The sequence below is a fragment of the Streptomyces sp. NPDC002577 genome (assembly GCF_053594815.1).
This window is the reverse complement of record NZ_JBSFWK010000007.1, coordinates 21,115-35,809: the sequence shown is the minus strand read 5'-3', so window position 1 is coordinate 35,809 and position 14,695 is coordinate 21,115. Positions and strand designations below refer to the sequence as shown.

Genomic DNA, 14,695 nt, shown 5'->3' with positions numbered 1-14,695 from the left:
ACGCCATATCAGCTCACTCCCTGCCGCTGGGCTATCTGCCTGGCCTGGCTCACCGCGTCCTTCCAGGCGGCGTCGGGCTTCTTGCCCTTGCTCTCGATGTTGGTCAGCTCGTTGAAGTACGCCGCGGCGACGGCCGCGTCCGCCGGGGCCTCGTAGGCGGCCGGGATCTTCTTGGCGGCCGGCCCGAAGATCTCGATGGTCTTCTGGCCGCCGAAGTAGGGGTCGCCGCCGGTGAGCGCGGGCAGTTCGTAAGCCGCAGGGGCGGTGGGGAAGAGGGCCGCGTCGGTGAAGCCACGGGCCTGGTTCTCCGGGCTCAGTATCCAGGTGATCATCTTGAAGGCCAGTTCGGGATTGGCGCAGGTGCTGGGCAGGGCGAGGAAGGAACCGCCGAGGTTGGAGGGCCCGCCGGGCAGGCTGGCGACCCGCCACTTGCCCTTCAGATTCGGGGCACCGTTCTGGATGTCCAGCGCGTGCCAGGCTGCGCCGAGCTCCGTGCCGAGGGTGCCGCCGCTGATGGCGGCGTTCCAGCTGTTGTCGTTGATCTTGGCGTCGATGCCGAGCCTGTAGGGCTTGACCGCGGTGGTCCAGGCGGCGCGGATGTGGTCCTGGTCGCCGATGAACTTGTTGTCCGAGTCGATGAAGCGCTGGGTGCCCTGGCCGATGATCTGTGTGAAGACGGCACCGATGTTGTTGATCAGGTAAGTCTTGTGTTCGGCCTTGTGCAGCTCGACGCCGGCCGCGAAGTAGTCGTCCCATGTCGACATGGCGGCCGAGACCTTGGCCGGGTCCGTGGGCAACCCTGCCTTGGCGAACAGGTCCTCGCGGTAGAACATCGCGCAGGGGCCGATGTCGATGGGGAAGCCGATGAGCTTGCCGTCCGCGGTGGTCGCCTGCTTCAGCTTCCACGACAGGTACTGATCGGAGATCTTCTTGGCGCCGACCGTGTTCAGGTCGATGAAGCGGTCCGCGTTGGGCAGGAAGGATGCGATGTCCTCGCCCTTGAGTCCGGTGATGTCCGGGGCGAACTTCCCGGCCTTCATCGCGGTGAGCAGCTTGGTCTTGTAGTCGCCGCCGACCACGGAGGACTTGAGGGTGGCGGAGGAGAAGTGCTTCTTGGCGTCGGCCACCACCTTGTCGCTGAGACCGCCGGACCAATACCAGAGCGTGAGGTTTTTGCTGTCCTTGCTGCCGGACGATCCGGTGCCGCCGCCGCACGCGGCGGTGGCACCGGCCGTTGCGGCGGTGAGCACGGCGGCCTGAAGGAATCGTCTGCGGGAAAGGTCCACGGTCTTCTCCTTGGGTGGGGCAGGGACCTGCTGGTCTTGCGGCGGGGAGGGTTCGGGGGTCCGGGGGGTCGGCACAGAGGGATCTCTATGGGGTGCGGGGGGTGACAGGTGCGTGGGCCACGGGGCTGCCGGGATCCGCCGGGATGCGGTCGGCCAGAAACCCGTAGGCGCGGGAGAGTTCGGGGTCTTCGCTGCCGGTGGTCCGCCACCACTGGTCGATGCCGTACCAACCGGGCGCGGCGAGCGCCCCGCCGTGGTGCCGGACGGACAGGCCTGCCGCCAGCCCCGCGAAGCGCAGCCGGTCGGCGAGCGGCCAGCCGCCCAGGGTGGCGGCGACGAAACTCGCACCGAAGACGTCGCCGGCGCCCGTGGCGTCCAGGGCCTTGATGTCCAGGGCCCGGACCTGCGCGAACTCGCCCGTGGTCTGGTCCATGGCGAGGGCGCCGTCGCGGCCGCAGGTGACCACGGCCACCGGCACGAGCTCGGCAAGCCGGCGGAGTGCCGCGCCCGGGGTGTCCGTGCGCGTGTAGGCCATCGCCTCGCCGTCGTTGGGCATGAAGGCGTGGCAGAGGGAGAGCTGGTCCAGGAGGTCGCTGGACCACTGCTGGGTGGGGTCCCAGCCGACGTCGGCGAAGATCCGGGTCCCGGCGGCCGCCGCCTTTGCGATCCACTCCTGCGGTTCGGAGCCGATGTGCACGATCGCGGTCCGGGCGGGCGGCATGCCCTGCATCAACTCGTCCTGTGTGTACGGGGGTTCCTGGCCGTGGGTGACCAGGGCCCGGTCGTGGTCCTGTGCCAGGGAGAAGGTGACGGGTGTGTTCCAGCCCGGTGCCGTACGGGACAGCGACAGGTCGATGCCCTCCTGCCCGGCGAGGACGTCCCGGCAGTACATCCCGTAGAAGTCGTCGCCGAACACCGTGGCCAGTGAGGTGGCGAGGCCGTAACGGGCGGCGGCGACCGCGAGGTTGGCGATGCCGCCGGGGCCGGAACCCATGCCGTCCGTCCAGATCTCCTCGCCCGGAGTCGGCGGCTTGGGCAGCCCTGTCATGACGACGTCGTAGAAGAGCAGCCCGGTGAGAAGCACGTCCGGCCGGGCCTGCACGGCCCGGTCCGAAAGCAGGGGCTGCTCATGCACGAGCGCATCCTCTCGTCAACTATCTGCAAGTGCGTGCACAGGATCGTGCGCCCTGCGCGCTTGCTTGGCAAGAGTTGAGCGAAGATGAGCATAGAAATGATTGCGATTGACGAGTAGTGTTCATCGCGTGCTGGCTGAGCGACGACATCAACTGATCCTGCGTGCCCTGCGATCCGGCGGCCCCGCGGCCGTCGCGGATCTCTCCGAGCAACTGGGCGTGAGCCCCGCCACAGTGCGGCGCGACCTGGTCAAGCTGGAAGAAATGGGGCTTCTCACCCGTGTCCACGGTGGCGCGGTAGTCGAGGAGGGCGACCAGCCCTTCGCCGAGGTCGCCGAGATCCGCGTGTCCGAGAAGGATGCGGTGGCGGCGCGCGGGGCGGAGATGATCGAGGACGGCCAGTCGGTGCTCCTGGACATCGGCACCACCGCCTACCGCCTCGCCCGCCGGCTGCACGGCCGCAGGCTGACCGTGATCACCTCCAACCTCGTCGTGTACGAGGAGCTGGCCGACGACACCGGTATCGAGCTGGTGCTGCTCGGCGGCATGGTCCGCCGCGAGTACCGCTCCCTCGTCGGCTTCCTCACCGAGGACAACCTCCGCCAGCTGCACGCGGACTGGCTCTTCATGGGCACCAGCGGAGTCCGTCCGGGCGGTCAGGTCATGGACACCACGGTGGTCGAGGTCCCGGTCAAACGGGCGATGATCAAGGCCAGCGACAGAGTGGTGCTCCTCGCCGACTCGGGGAAGTTCCCCGGTACGGGCATGGCGAAGGTCTGCGGGCCCGAGGCACTGGACGTAGTAGTGACCAACGCATCCTCGGACGCGGCCACCTGTGCCGCGTTCGAGGAGGCCGGCGTAAAGGTGGTTCAGGCATGAGGCTGACGATTCTGGGCGGCGGAGGTTTCCGTGTGCCGCTGGTCTACGGGGCGCTGCTCGGCGATCATGCCGAGGGCCGCGTCACCCATGTCACCCTCCACGACCTGGACGCCGAACGCCTCGCGGCCGTCGCGCGCGTGCTGGCCGAACAGGCCGAAGGCATCCCGGACGCACCCGAGGTCACCGTCACCACCGACCTCGACGAGGCGCTCACCGGCGCCGACTTCGTCTTCTCCGCGATCCGCGTCGGCGGCCTGGCGGGACGGGCGGCCGACGAACACGAGGCACTGGCCGAGGGCGTCCTCGGCCAGGAGACCGTGGGCGCGGGAGGCATCGCGTACGGCCTGCGCACGGTGCCCGTCGCCGTCGACATCGCCCAGCGCGTGGCCCGGCTGGCGCCCGACGCCTGGGTCATCAACTTCACCAACCCGGCCGGTCTTGTCACCGAGGCCATGTCCCGCCATCTCGGCGACCGCGTCATCGGCATCTGCGACTCGCCCGTCGGCCTCGGCCGCCGCATCGCGCGCGTCCTCGGCGGGGACCCCGACAAGGCGTGGATCGACTACGTCGGCCTCAACCACCTCGGCTGGGTGCGCGGCCTGTACCTCGACGGCCGCGACGAGCTGCCCCGCCTGCTCGCCGACCCGGCGCTCCTCGAGTCCTTCGAGGAGGGCAAGCTCTTCGGCGCCGAGTGGCTCCAGTCCATCGGCATGATCCCGAACGAGTACCTGCACTACTACTACTTCAACCGGGAAGCCGTCAGCGCCTACCAGCACGCCGAACAGACCCGCGGCGCCTTCCTCCACGAGCAGCAGTCGCGGTTCTACGAGGACATGAAGGACCCCGCGGCGCCCGCCCTCGCCACCTGGGACCGGACCCGCGCCGAGCGCGAGGCCACATACATGGCGGAGAACCGCGAGGTCGCGGGCGTCGGTGAGCGGGACGCCTGCGACCTGGAGTCCGGCGGCTACGAGCAGGTCGCGCTCTCGCTGATGCGCGCCATCGCCAGGAACGAGCGCACCACCCTCATCCTCAATGTCCGTAATCGCACCACTCTGTCCGTGCTTGATGCGGACGCCGTCATCGAGGTGCCGTGCCTCGTCGACGCCGGCGGTGCCCACCCCGTGTCCGTGTCCCCTCTGCCCGGCCATGCCACCGGCCTCGTCTCCAGCGTCAAGGCCGTCGAGCGCGAGGTCATGGCCGCCGCCGAGAGCGGGTCCCGCACCACAGCGGTCAAGGCCTTCGCCCTGCACCCGCTCGTCGACTCCGTCACCGTCGCCCGCCGTCTCGTCGACCGCTACACGCGCGAGCACCCCGGCCTCGCCTACCTGAACCGGAAGTAGGAGCCCCCCACCATGCACGACGAACGCCGGCGCATCGAGGAGCGCGTGGAGCGCGTCCTCGACCAGCGCATCAAGCCTGCCGTTCACGCCGCTTCCGTCCCCTTCGAGGTCGAGGCCTGGGAGGTACCGGACGAGCCTGTGCCCTTCGCCGAGGCGCAGTCCGCGACGTACGAGCCCTTCACGATGGGCACCCCCTGGGGCCCGCCCTGGGGCACCACCTGGTTCAAGGTCCGTGGCGAAGTACCCGCCGAGTGGGCGGGCAAGCGGGTCGAGGCCGTCTTCGACCTCGGCTTCGTGGGCGACTGGCCGGGCAACCAGGCCGAGGCACTCGTCCACACGCCGGGCGGCAGCCCCGTCAAGGCGGTCAACCCGCAGAACCAGTACGTACCGATCGCCGACCCGGCCGCGGGCGGCGAGCCGGTCGACTTCCTGATCGAGGCCGCCTCGAACCCCGACATCCTGGCGAAGGGCTTCCGCCCCACCCCGCTCGGCGACAAGACCACCGCCGGCCGGGAGCCCCTCTACACCTTCGCCCGCGCCGACCTCGCCGTCCTCGACGAGAACGTCTGGCACCTCTCCCTCGACCTCCAGGTCCTGCGCGAACTGATGCTGGAACTCGGCGAGCACGACCCGCGGCGCCACGAGATCATGCACGCCCTGGACCGCGCTCTCGACGCCCTGGACCTGGACGACGTCGCAGGCACGGCCGCGGACGTACGGGAGCTGCTGAAGGCCGTCCTGGAGCGGCCCGCGCACGCCAGCGCCCACACCATGTCGGCCGTCGGCCACGCCCACATCGACAGCGCCTGGCTCTGGCCCATCCGTGAGACCAAGCGCAAGACGTCCCGGACCTTCTCCAACGTCACCGCGCTGGCGAAGGAGTACCCGGAGTTCATCTTCGCCTGCTCGCAGGCGCAGCAGTACGAGTGGGTCCGCGACAACTACCCGAAGGTCTGGGAGCGCATCCAGGAGGCCGTGAAGAACGGCCAGTGGGCGCCCGTCGGCGGCATGTGGGTGGAGGCCGACGGCAACCTGCCCGGCGGAGAGGCCCTCGCCCGCCAACTCGTCCACGGCAAGCGGTTCTTCATGGACGCGTTCGGCATCGAGACCAAGGGCGTGTGGCTGCCGGACTCCTTCGGCTACACCGCGGCGTACCCGCAGCTCGCGAAGCTGGCGGGCAACGAGTGGTTCCTCACCCAGAAGCTGTCCTGGAACCAGACCAACAAGCTGCCCCACCACACCTTCTGGTGGGAGGGCATCGACGGCACCCGCATCTTCACCCACTTCCCGCCCGTCGACACCTACAACGCCGAGTTCTCCGGCCAGGAGATGGCGCACGCCGTCCGCAACTACGCCGACAAGGGCCGCGGCACGCGCTCGCTCGCGCCCTTCGGCCATGGCGACGGCGGTGGCGGCCCCACCCGCGAGATGATGGAGCGCGCCCGCCGCCTCGCGAACCTGGAGGGCTCGGCGAAGGTCGTCGTCGAGCACCCCGACGACTTCTTCGCCGCCGCCCGCGCGGAGTACCCGGACGCGCCGGTGTGGTCGGGCGAGCTGTACCTGGAGCTCCACCGGGCCACGTACACCTCGCAGGCCCGCACCAAGCAGGGCAACCGCCGCAGCGAACACCTCCTGCGCGAGGCCGAACTGTGGGCGACGGCGGCGGCCCTGCACAACCCGGACTACGCCTACCCGTACGAGCACTTGGACCGCCTCTGGAAGACGGCCCTCCTCCACCAGTTCCACGACATCCTGCCGGGTTCGTCGATCGCGTGGGTGCATCGGGAGGCGGAGGCGGAGTACGCGAGGGTGGCGGAGGAGCTGGAGGCGCTTACGGCAGAGGCGCTTACCGCTCTCGCCGCCGCTACCGCTGTGGGCAATCGTTCCGCAGGGCGGAACGGCTGGGCACAGCCCACGTCTGACGGCAGCCGGACGTTCAACACCAGCCCATTCGCCCGAGCAGAGGTCATCCGCACGCCAGAGGGCACCCCGGCCTACGTGGAGGTCCCCGCCAGCGGCACCGCCCCGCTGGGCAACGCCGAGCCCCCTCACAGGGTGACGGTGACCGAGGACGGAGTCCTCGACAACGGCCTCATCCGAGTCGAGTTCGCCGAGGACGGCACCCTGGCCTCCGTACGCGACCTCGTCGCCGACCGCGAGGTCCTCGCCCCGGACGCCGCAGGCAACCTCCTCCGCCTCCACACCGACCTCCCCAACTACTGGGACGCCTGGGACATCGACAAGCACTACAAGCACCGCTTCACCGACCTCCTCGACGCCGATTCGGTCACCGTCACCGAGAGCGGCCCCCTGCTCGGCGCCGTACGCGTCGAGCGCGCCTTCGGCAAGGGCTCCCGCATCGTGCAGACGGTCACGGTCCGCGCCGGCAGCCGCCGTATCGATGTCGAGACCGAGATCGACTGGCACGAGGCCGAGAAGATCCTCAAGGCGGGCTTCCCGATCGACATCCACGCCGACCGGTCGACGGCCGAGATCCAGTTCGGCCACGTCCACCGCCCCACCCACACCAACACCAGCTGGGAAGCGGCCCGTTTCGAGGTCTACAGCCACCGCTGGGTGCACGTCGCCGAGCCCGGCTACGGCGTCGCGATCATCAACGACTCCACGTACGGGCACGACGTCAGCCGCACCACCCGCGAGGACGGCGGCACGACGACGACGGTCCGCCTCAGCCTGGTGCGCGCCCCACGTGTGCCCGACCCCGAGGCCGATCAGGGTAAGCACCGCTTCACGTACGCGCTCCTGCCCGGCGCCACTGTCCAGGACGCGATCGCCGAAGGCTACGCGCTCAACCTGCCGCTCCGCGTCGCCGAAACCGGAGCCGCCGTGGACCCGCTGGTCACCACGGACGGCCCGGCCGCCGTGGTCGAGGCGGTCAAGCTCGCCGACGACCGCTCGGGCGACGTGATCGTCCGCCTCTACGAGTCGCTCGGCGGCCGCACCCGCACCACGGTGCGCCCCGGTTTCGCCCACACCGGTGCCACGGTCACCGACCTGCTGGAGCGCCCGCTCGCCGACGCCCAGCCGCTGACGACCGACGGCGACGGCGGCGTCACGGTCGACCTTCGCCCCTTCCAGGTCCTCACGTTGCGGTTCGGGAGGGGCTGACGTATGGGCATGCAGCCGTGGTTTCCGGACGCGAAGCTCGGGATCTTCATCCACTGGGGCATCTACGCCGTCGACGGTGTACAGGAGTCGTGGTCGTTCTTCGAGGGCGATGTCCCGCACGACCAGTACATGGCGCAGCTCGACGGCTTCACGGCGGCCAAGTACGACCCCCGAGAGTGGGCCGGGCTGTTCGCGCGTGCCGGTGCTCGCTACGCCGTGCTGACGAGCCGTCACCACGACGGCGTCGCGCTGTGGGACACCGCCCAGGGAGACCTGAACGTCGTCCGGCACACACCGGCGGGCCGCGACCTGGTCGGCCCCTACGCCGAGGCCCTGCGCGAGCAGGGCCTGAAGGTCGGCCTCTACTACTCCCACAGCGACTGGAACCACCCCGACTACGCCTCCACCCGCTACGAGGGACGGCCGCCCGAGCAGGAGGACAACCCGTACGCCGAAGTCCCCAAGGAACAGGAGGACCTGGCGGCCTGGTCCCGCTATCTCGACTACCGCGACGGACAGGTCCGGGAACTGTGCACCCGCTACCGTCCCGACCTCCTCTGGTTCGACGGCGAGTGGGAGCGCACCGAGGACCAGTGGCGTATTCGCGAGCTGGCCGAGCTCATCCGCTCCGAGGTTCCCGACTGCGTACTGAATGCACGGATGCTCAGCCAGGGCGACTACGCGACACCCGAGCAGGGCGTGCCGATCGTTCCCCCGGACGGCCCGTGGGAGCTGTGCCTGACGATCAACGACTCGTGGGGCTACCAACACCACGACCACAACCACAAGTCCACCGGCCAGCTGATCCGCTACTTCACCGAGACCATCGGAGCGGGCGGCAATCTGCTCCTCGACGTGGGGCCTCAGGAGGACGGCACGATCCCGGCCGAGCAGGTCGAGCGCCTGCACGGCCTGGGAGCCTGGATCGACAGGCACGCGGAGGCGGTGTACGGCACGGTCCGGGGCCTGCCCGCCGGGCACCACTACGGACCCAGCACCCTGTCGGCCGACCGCCGCACCCTCTACCTGACGGTCTTCGACATCCCGCGCGGCTCCATCGGCGTACGCGGCCTGCGTACGCCCGTTCACCGCGTGAGCGTGCTCGGCACCGGCACCGAACTCGGCCACAAGGTCATCGGAGGCCTGCACGAGGCGCCCGGCGTGCTGTGGATCGATGCTCCGGCCGCCGCCGACCTCGACGAGCACGCCACGGTGCTCGCCGTGGAACTCGACGGCGAACTCGACATCTACCGTGGAGGCGGCCGCTCCTGAGAGGCCGTCACGGATGCGGACTCCCGCCAGTTCACGCAGCCTCGGACGTCGGCTGAGCCTATTTGACCTGGCCGAAGGGGTCGGGGACGGTATGCCCGCCCGCGTTGTTCCAGAAGTTCTGGATCACATAGCCGTACTCGGGCAGGTCTTCGAGGAACGGTGTGAACAGCGGGCCACCGCTCGGCAGCTTCCAGTCCGCCTGGAGTTCGCAGGCCAGGGCGTAGGTGGTGACCAGCTCCGCACCGGCGCGGGCCATCCTGGACATGGCGGCGTCGGCCTCGTAGTGGTTCCACGCGCCGCAGGCGTCGACCACGGGGAACACCCGGTAGCCGTCGTTGAGCATGGCCAGCGTCGGCATGGCGGTGCAGGTGCCGATGGTGACGCCGGCGATGAGGACATGGGTCCGCCCGGTGTCGGCCAGCAGGCCCTCGAAGGCGGAGCGGAACGTCGGGTCCTCGTAGCAGTTGATGATGCCGGTGCGACGGTGGATCGCCACGTCCGGGAAGAGGTCCTTGATCTCGGGAAGCGTGTCGCCGTTCTGCCACTGCGCGTTGGAGGTGCTCAGCATCACCGGGATCTCCAGCGCCTTCGCGATCTTCGCGAGGCCGACCGCGTTGGCCCGGAACTCTGCCAGCGACGAATAGTCCCTGGTGCTGTTGACCAGCCCGATCTGGTGGTCGATGAGCAGCAGTACCGCGTTCTGCGGGGTGGGTTTGTCGTAGCCGACCCGCCCGGCGGCACGCGCCTGCTCGGGAGTGACCTTCAGAGGCAGGACGCTGTCGGTGATCGGGCTGACTATGTCGGCTGCACGCTCGGCCATGGTGCGGGCCCCTTCGCTATCAACGCGGTCGGCGTCGTGCCGTCCCGCGCAGAGGTGTGTGCTGAACACTCTGGTACCGCGTCACCACGGCCTCCTGCGGTATACGACCGAACGGGTGGCGGACTGCGCGGCGCGAGCACAGGGATCGACCCGTGCAAGACTTCTCCGCTGTGGAGAGTGCAGTCCGCCGGCGAACAGCCCGCCGTGCCGCTCTTGACCATGTGCTGAGCCTCATCGCGGATGCCCCGTGGAGCGACGGTCTGGTGCTGCGGGGCAGCATGGTCATGCCGGCGTGGGCGGGCAGCGCGGCGCGCGAGCCGGGCGACCTCGACTTCGTGGTCCTGCCGGAACTGGCCGTCCCCATCGATCCTCTGCATCCCTATCCCCACGTGGAGGGGATGGACGTCATACAGCAGTGGCCGGAAGCGGCCGACGGCGCAGCGCAGTACGAGATCTGGAGGGACGGCGACGAAGAGTTCGAGACGCGGGGAATGCGGCCGGTCGTTCCGCCCGAGGGACTCCGCTGGGACATCGCCCCGGACCCGGGGGAGTCGGTCCCCTCGTTCGACGATCTGATCGACTTGGTCGGCGGGCGACCGGAAGCGGCACCAGGGCTGGTGCTCGACGCGGACAGCGCCCGCTCGGACGGCAACTGGGCGTATGCCTACAGCGGTTACGGCACCCCCGGGATGCGCGTCGTCATCCCTTGGCAGGCGGACGGACTGCCTCCCGGTGAGGTGCAGCTCGATTTCGCCCTGGACGAGAGGCTTCCCCAGCCCCCGGTGTGGACGAAGGTGCCGCGAGGGAGCGGCGGTGCCCCGACCGTCGTCCGCACGGCAAGCCGGGAACTCTCACTCGCCTGGAAGCTGCTGTGGTTGCATGCCGACGGCGCAGCCGGCGACACAGCGCAGTGCAAGGACCTGTACGACGCCGTCCTTCTGGCCGAGGGCGGGCGTACGAAACTCTCACCACGGCTCCTGCGGACGGTTCTTCGCCACTCCGCGACCACCATCAGGCCCGGGGATTTCCGCCTGGACATGGTGCGGTTCGAGGAAACCGACTGGGCGGCGTTTCGCACGGACCACTCCCGCGTGCGGGGAACCGCAGCGGACTGGCTTCAACGGCTCAGCACGGCCCTGGCGCCCGTGTTCGCCCGGCTCTGACCCCTGCCCGGCCGCCGGGCAACCGCACACTCAGGCGCGTCGCGTGCCCCACTGCGGCCCGACACGGGCCCACTCCTGCTCCCATGCGACGGCACGGTGCCGGTCGATGCCGAGCTGCACGACCCAGCGCGCACCCAGCACCACCGCACCCATCGCGCCCACGGCCAGCACTCCTGCCAGGGCGGAAGCGCTCGCGGCCTGGGCCTCGGTGGGCGGTTCGCCGGTGAGTTCGCCCCTCTGGTCGGTCCATATCAGCGCCGTGGAACCGGCCTTGCTCTCGGGCCCGACATCCGCCTTGGCCGTGTGCTTCGTGCCGTCGGGTGCCTTCCACTGCACGGTCGCCTGGAAGCGTACGTATCTGCCGGTCTGCCACGTGCTCGCGTCCTCGGCCAGCACCGCGGTGGTGCGCTGCCGCTGCTCACGCTGGTGCTGCAGCTCGTTGTCGATGTGCAGCCCGGCGAGCACCCCGGCCAGGGGCAGACCGCACACCATCAGCACGGTGACGACGAGGACCACGCATGCCTCGACGACGTCGGAGCGGCGTTTGAGCGGATTGCGCCGCCACCGCCAGAACCCGACCGTTCCGCTCTGTCGCATGGCCGCATTCCCTTCTTGGAGCCGTCACGCCGGCTGAGGTACGACGGCGACCGGGCACTCGGCGTGGTGCAGCACGGCATGGCCGACCACACCGAGCTGGAGACCGAGATGGCCCGGGCGGCGCTGGGCGCCGACGATCAGCATGTCCGCCGCCGCCGAGCGGCGCACCAGCACCTTGCGGGCCGGGCCCTCTATGGTGGCGCGGCGCACACGCACCCCTGGATGCTCCCGGGCCGCATCCCGCAGCGCCTCGTCGAGCCGGGCCGACGCCTGGCTCTCGTGGAGCCGTGCGTGCTGGTCGCCGGAGTGAGGATGCCCGGCGGCCCCCTCGAGTGGGTGTTCCAGCGCCTCCAGGGCCGGGGTGCGCCAGGCGCGTACGGCGTCGAGGGCGCAGCGGCGGGCCTCGGCCTCACGGAAGGCGAACTCCACGGCCGCCGGTGCCGAGCGGCCTCCGACACCGAGCAGGATGTGCCCGTGCCCGGACCGCACGCTGAAGTCGTCGCCGCGGACGACGATCACCGGGCAGTGGGCGCGCGCCGCCACCGCCAGGCCGACCGAGCCGAGCAGCAGATCGGCGACCTCGCCGCGGCCGTGCGAGCCGAGGATCAGCGCGGAGGCGTCCTCGCCCGCCTCCAGCAGCGCCCGCGCCGGGTCCTCGCGCACCACCTCGGTCGATATCTTCAGGTCACGATTGCGGTACCGGGCGCGTTCGGCGGCGGCTGCGACGATGTTCTCGGCGAGCACCTGGCCGGACGGACGCCTGCCGCGCTCCTGCGCGGCCGCGACCTCATAGCGCTCCCAGAGGGAGGCGTTGACCAGGCGCAGCGGCAGTCCATGGCGCAGTGCATGGTCCACTGCCCAGTCCGTGGCGCGAAGGCTGGAGTCCGATCCGTCGACGCCCACGACCAGCGGCAACTCCATCGTGTCCACCACCTTCGCCTCACCGGTGACGTCGACACGAGTTCCCACCAGCACCCTATTGGAACCGCGCACATGCGCAAACGCGCCCCTGCGGGGGTGGAATCCGGTCATGGGACCCCCTGATCATGGGCTTCCCCTTGTGTCGTCGCCGGTGGTCCGAGCGGTCGGGCCTCGGGACAATCGCCCCACCCTAGTCAACTGCCGCATGTTCCAAGGGAATTTGCCAGAATCCACCCGCAGAGCGCACACGTTCCGTAGTTTCTGCATGACTCATCCGCATCACTGGGCCGGGAGGGAGCCGAGGTGTGCCCGGAATCGACGAGAGCCTGCTGGAGGCCATGAGGGTGCCCGGCGCGCGGGGCGCCATGGTGGTCGACTGGACCAGCGGGCTGGCTCTGGGCACGGCCGGGGAGTCGCCCAACGGAGACCACGAGGCCACGGCGGCGGAGGCGGCGGAGCTCGCCCGGACCGCGGCGGAGAACCTGGCCTTCGCCCCCGCCGAGGGCTCCGACTGGTCCGACGGCGAAACCCCGGTCGAGGACCTGATCGTCAGCAACCGCGACAGCTACCACGTCCTGCGTTTCGTCCGCACGACCTTCGACAGCAGCGTCTTCCTGCACCTGTGGCTGGGCCGCACGGACGGCAACCTCGCGCTCGCCCGGATACGGCTGGGCGAGATCGCGGAACGACTGGTCCTGGGATGACGGCGGTGCACACCCCTTCCCCCAACCGCTTGCCCGCCCGGAACCCGGCGACCCGTGCGAAGGGCCGCGACGGCACACAGCCCGGGGTCTCGCCCATGCTCAGCCGGCTCGCCGCCGAGCGGGCCACCGGCGTCCTGATGCGCGAACGCGGCACGCTCTTCCTCTCCGACGGCCAGGTGGTGCACGCCGAGAGCCCCGCCTCGCCCGGGCTCGAGGTCCTGCTCACCGCCCGTGGCGCCCTGCGCCCCGAAAGCTGGGGAGAGGCCCTCACACAGGCAGGGCCGGGGCGGCGCGTCGGACGGTTCCTGGTGGACAGCGGCCGCGTGCCCCAGGGCGCGCTGGAACTGTGCCACCTCGGGGCCCTGTACGACGCGGCGTTCTTCACGCTCGGGCCCACCAGCGCTCCGGGCCGCTTCCGGTACGGAGTGGCGCACTGGCTCGGCCCCATCCACCCGGTGCCCGTCGACGCGGTGGAGCGCGAGACGCTCCGGCGCCGCGAGCTGCTGCACCGCATCTGGCCCGAACCGGCGACGGACACCCAGCCGCTCGTACGGACCGGACGTCCCGTCGACGTGGCCGTCCCCCGGCGCCGGCGCACCGTCCTGGACCACGTGGACGGGGCACGCACGGCCTCGGACATCTCCGCCGTCATCGGCAGGCCCGCCTTCCACACCCTCGTCGACCTCCGCCGTCTCGCCGCCGCGGGAATGGTGACGACGACCGCTCGCCGGGCCCCGGACGCCGTCGCCACGGCCAGCTGGCACGTGGATGCGCGCGTCCAGGCGCCGGCGGACCCCGACATCACCCTGCTGCGCCGGCTCAGAGACGCACTGGAGGCCCTGTGATCCGCGCGCTACGCCAGCGTGCCGAGAGGAGACAGCTCATGGCGGCCGAGGCCGAAGTCCTCGACGAACTGCACCGGTTGAGAGCCCGCGTGCCCCAGCTGACCGGCGCACTCGCGGCCAGCGTCGACGGCCTTGTACTGGCGCAGGACACCCCGGGAACCGAGCCCGGCGGCGTTGCGGCACTCACCGCCGCGGCGCTGGGAGTGGCCGTACGGATGGCCGACGCCACCGGGCAGGGTGACTTCCGCGAGCTCCTCATCCGCGGTGTGAACGGCTACGTGGCGACGTACGCAGCGGGCTCGTCCGCCGTACTGACGCTGCTGGCCGACGACCGCGTGAACGTCGGCCGGCTCCACCTGGAGGGGCGCCGGGCCGGCACCCGGATCGGGGAGCTGATCGATGCGGCCATGGCCCGGACCGAACCCCAGCGCACGCCTACGCCCGCCGCCGGCACGGAACCGGCGGCCTCTGCCCGGGCCGCGTCCTCGCCGGCCACGCCGCCACGCAGGAGGACACCGGCGGCACAGCGGACATCCGAAGGACCGGCCACCGGACGACCGGCGACCGAATGACCTCCGGCCGGACGACCACCCAGGGCGGCCT

General features: G+C 70.5%; 13 protein-coding genes. 8 read left to right on the top strand and 5 right to left on the bottom strand.

The window, feature by feature from the left end; genetic code table 11:
* Positions 1-8: 8 nt before the first annotated feature.
* Together ACWD4J_RS12400 and ACWD4J_RS12395 are read right to left on the bottom strand one after the other, a co-directional pair.
* Complete coding sequence (locus ACWD4J_RS12400; RefSeq protein WP_451395292.1) at positions 9-1,286, bottom strand: extracellular solute-binding protein; 1,278 nt, start codon at positions 1,284-1,286, stop codon at positions 9-11.
* Between the two features lie 85 nt (positions 1,287-1,371).
* Positions 1,372-2,334: a carbohydrate kinase family protein gene (locus tag ACWD4J_RS12395; protein WP_451395511.1), complete on the bottom strand. Its 963-nt coding sequence runs from the start codon at positions 2,332-2,334 to the stop codon at positions 1,372-1,374.
* Between the two features lie 193 nt (positions 2,335-2,527).
* Between ACWD4J_RS12395 and ACWD4J_RS12390 the strand changes: the two genes are divergently transcribed.
* Genes ACWD4J_RS12390 through ACWD4J_RS12375 form a run of 4 tightly spaced genes read left to right on the top strand, consistent with a single transcriptional unit; the run spans position 2,528 to position 9,042 of the window.
* Positions 2,528-3,298 carry a DeoR/GlpR family DNA-binding transcription regulator gene (locus tag ACWD4J_RS12390; protein ID WP_451395291.1) on the top strand — a complete coding sequence of 257 codons (771 nt, stop codon included), beginning with the start codon at positions 2,528-2,530 and terminating at the stop codon, positions 3,296-3,298.
* Entirely contained in the window at positions 3,295-4,641 is a 1,347-nt protein-coding gene (locus ACWD4J_RS12385; protein WP_451395290.1) for a 6-phospho-beta-glucosidase, read from the top strand. The genes ACWD4J_RS12390 and ACWD4J_RS12385 overlap by 4 nt, the downstream gene beginning before the upstream one ends.
* A gap of 12 nt (positions 4,642-4,653) precedes the next feature.
* Positions 4,654-7,770: an alpha-mannosidase gene (locus ACWD4J_RS12380; RefSeq protein ID WP_451395289.1), complete on the top strand. Its 3,117-nt coding sequence runs from the start codon at positions 4,654-4,656 to the stop codon at positions 7,768-7,770.
* Positions 7,771-7,773: 3 nt separating this feature from the next.
* The gene (locus tag ACWD4J_RS12375) at positions 7,774-9,042 is read left to right on the top strand and encodes an alpha-L-fucosidase (RefSeq protein ID WP_451395288.1); all 1,269 of its coding nucleotides are present in this window, start codon (positions 7,774-7,776) and stop codon (positions 9,040-9,042) included.
* A gap of 58 nt (positions 9,043-9,100) precedes the next feature.
* On the opposite strand, the gene ACWD4J_RS12370 is transcribed toward ACWD4J_RS12375, so the two are convergent.
* Positions 9,101-9,862, bottom strand: a complete 762-nt coding sequence (locus ACWD4J_RS12370) for an isochorismatase family protein (protein ID WP_451395287.1) — start codon at positions 9,860-9,862, stop codon at positions 9,101-9,103.
* A gap of 170 nt (positions 9,863-10,032) precedes the next feature.
* Here ACWD4J_RS12370 and ACWD4J_RS12365 point away from each other — a divergent pair, with 170 nt between their 5' ends.
* Complete coding sequence (locus ACWD4J_RS12365; RefSeq protein ID WP_451395286.1) at positions 10,033-11,025, top strand: nucleotidyl transferase AbiEii/AbiGii toxin family protein; 993 nt, start codon at positions 10,033-10,035, stop codon at positions 11,023-11,025.
* A gap of 30 nt (positions 11,026-11,055) precedes the next feature.
* Here the strand turns inward: ACWD4J_RS12365 and ACWD4J_RS12360 are convergent, their stop codons facing one another.
* Both ACWD4J_RS12360 and ACWD4J_RS12355 read right to left on the bottom strand, forming a co-directional pair.
* On the bottom strand, positions 11,056-11,622 hold the full coding sequence (locus ACWD4J_RS12360; RefSeq protein ID WP_451395285.1) for an Rv1733c family protein: 567 nt from the start codon (positions 11,620-11,622) through the stop codon (positions 11,056-11,058).
* Positions 11,623-11,646: 24 nt separating this feature from the next.
* On the bottom strand, positions 11,647-12,543 hold the full coding sequence (locus ACWD4J_RS12355) for a universal stress protein (protein WP_451395510.1): 897 nt from the start codon (positions 12,541-12,543) through the stop codon (positions 11,647-11,649).
* A gap of 305 nt (positions 12,544-12,848) precedes the next feature.
* Between ACWD4J_RS12355 and ACWD4J_RS12350 the strand changes: the two genes are divergently transcribed.
* The 3 genes from ACWD4J_RS12350 (at position 12,849) to ACWD4J_RS12340 (ending at position 14,664) form a co-directional block, all read left to right on the top strand.
* Positions 12,849-13,247 (top strand): hypothetical protein, encoded by a 399-nt coding sequence (locus ACWD4J_RS12350; RefSeq protein ID WP_451395284.1) that lies wholly within the window; start codon positions 12,849-12,851, stop codon positions 13,245-13,247.
* A 95-nt stretch (positions 13,248-13,342) separates the two neighbouring features.
* Positions 13,343-14,092: a transcriptional regulator gene (locus tag ACWD4J_RS12345; RefSeq protein ID WP_451395509.1), complete on the top strand. Its 750-nt coding sequence runs from the start codon at positions 13,343-13,345 to the stop codon at positions 14,090-14,092.
* A 38-nt stretch (positions 14,093-14,130) separates the two neighbouring features.
* Complete coding sequence (locus ACWD4J_RS12340) at positions 14,131-14,664, top strand: roadblock/LC7 domain-containing protein (RefSeq protein WP_451395283.1); 534 nt, start codon at positions 14,131-14,133, stop codon at positions 14,662-14,664.
* The last annotated feature ends 31 nt before the right edge of the window (positions 14,665-14,695 follow it).

Coding starts and splice junctions, on each gene's coding strand:
- ACWD4J_RS12395 (WP_451395511.1), bottom strand. CDS start 2,334: ATGACAGGGCTGCCCAAGCCGCCGACTCCGGGCGAGGAGATCTGGACG.
- ACWD4J_RS12385 (WP_451395290.1), top strand. CDS start 3,295: ATGAGGCTGACGATTCTGGGCGGCGGAGGTTTCCGTGTGCCGCTGGTC.
- ACWD4J_RS12380 (WP_451395289.1), top strand. CDS start 4,654: ATGCACGACGAACGCCGGCGCATCGAGGAGCGCGTGGAGCGCGTCCTC.
- ACWD4J_RS12375 (WP_451395288.1), top strand. CDS start 7,774: ATGGGCATGCAGCCGTGGTTTCCGGACGCGAAGCTCGGGATCTTCATC.
- ACWD4J_RS12370 (WP_451395287.1), bottom strand. CDS start 9,862: ATGGCCGAGCGTGCAGCCGACATAGTCAGCCCGATCACCGACAGCGTC.
- ACWD4J_RS12360 (WP_451395285.1), bottom strand. CDS start 11,622: ATGCGACAGAGCGGAACGGTCGGGTTCTGGCGGTGGCGGCGCAATCCG.
- ACWD4J_RS12355 (WP_451395510.1), bottom strand. CDS start 12,543: ATGGAGTTGCCGCTGGTCGTGGGCGTCGACGGATCGGACTCCAGCCTT.
- ACWD4J_RS12345 (WP_451395509.1), top strand. CDS start 13,343: ATGCTCAGCCGGCTCGCCGCCGAGCGGGCCACCGGCGTCCTGATGCGC.
- ACWD4J_RS12340 (WP_451395283.1), top strand. CDS start 14,131: ATGGCGGCCGAGGCCGAAGTCCTCGACGAACTGCACCGGTTGAGAGCC.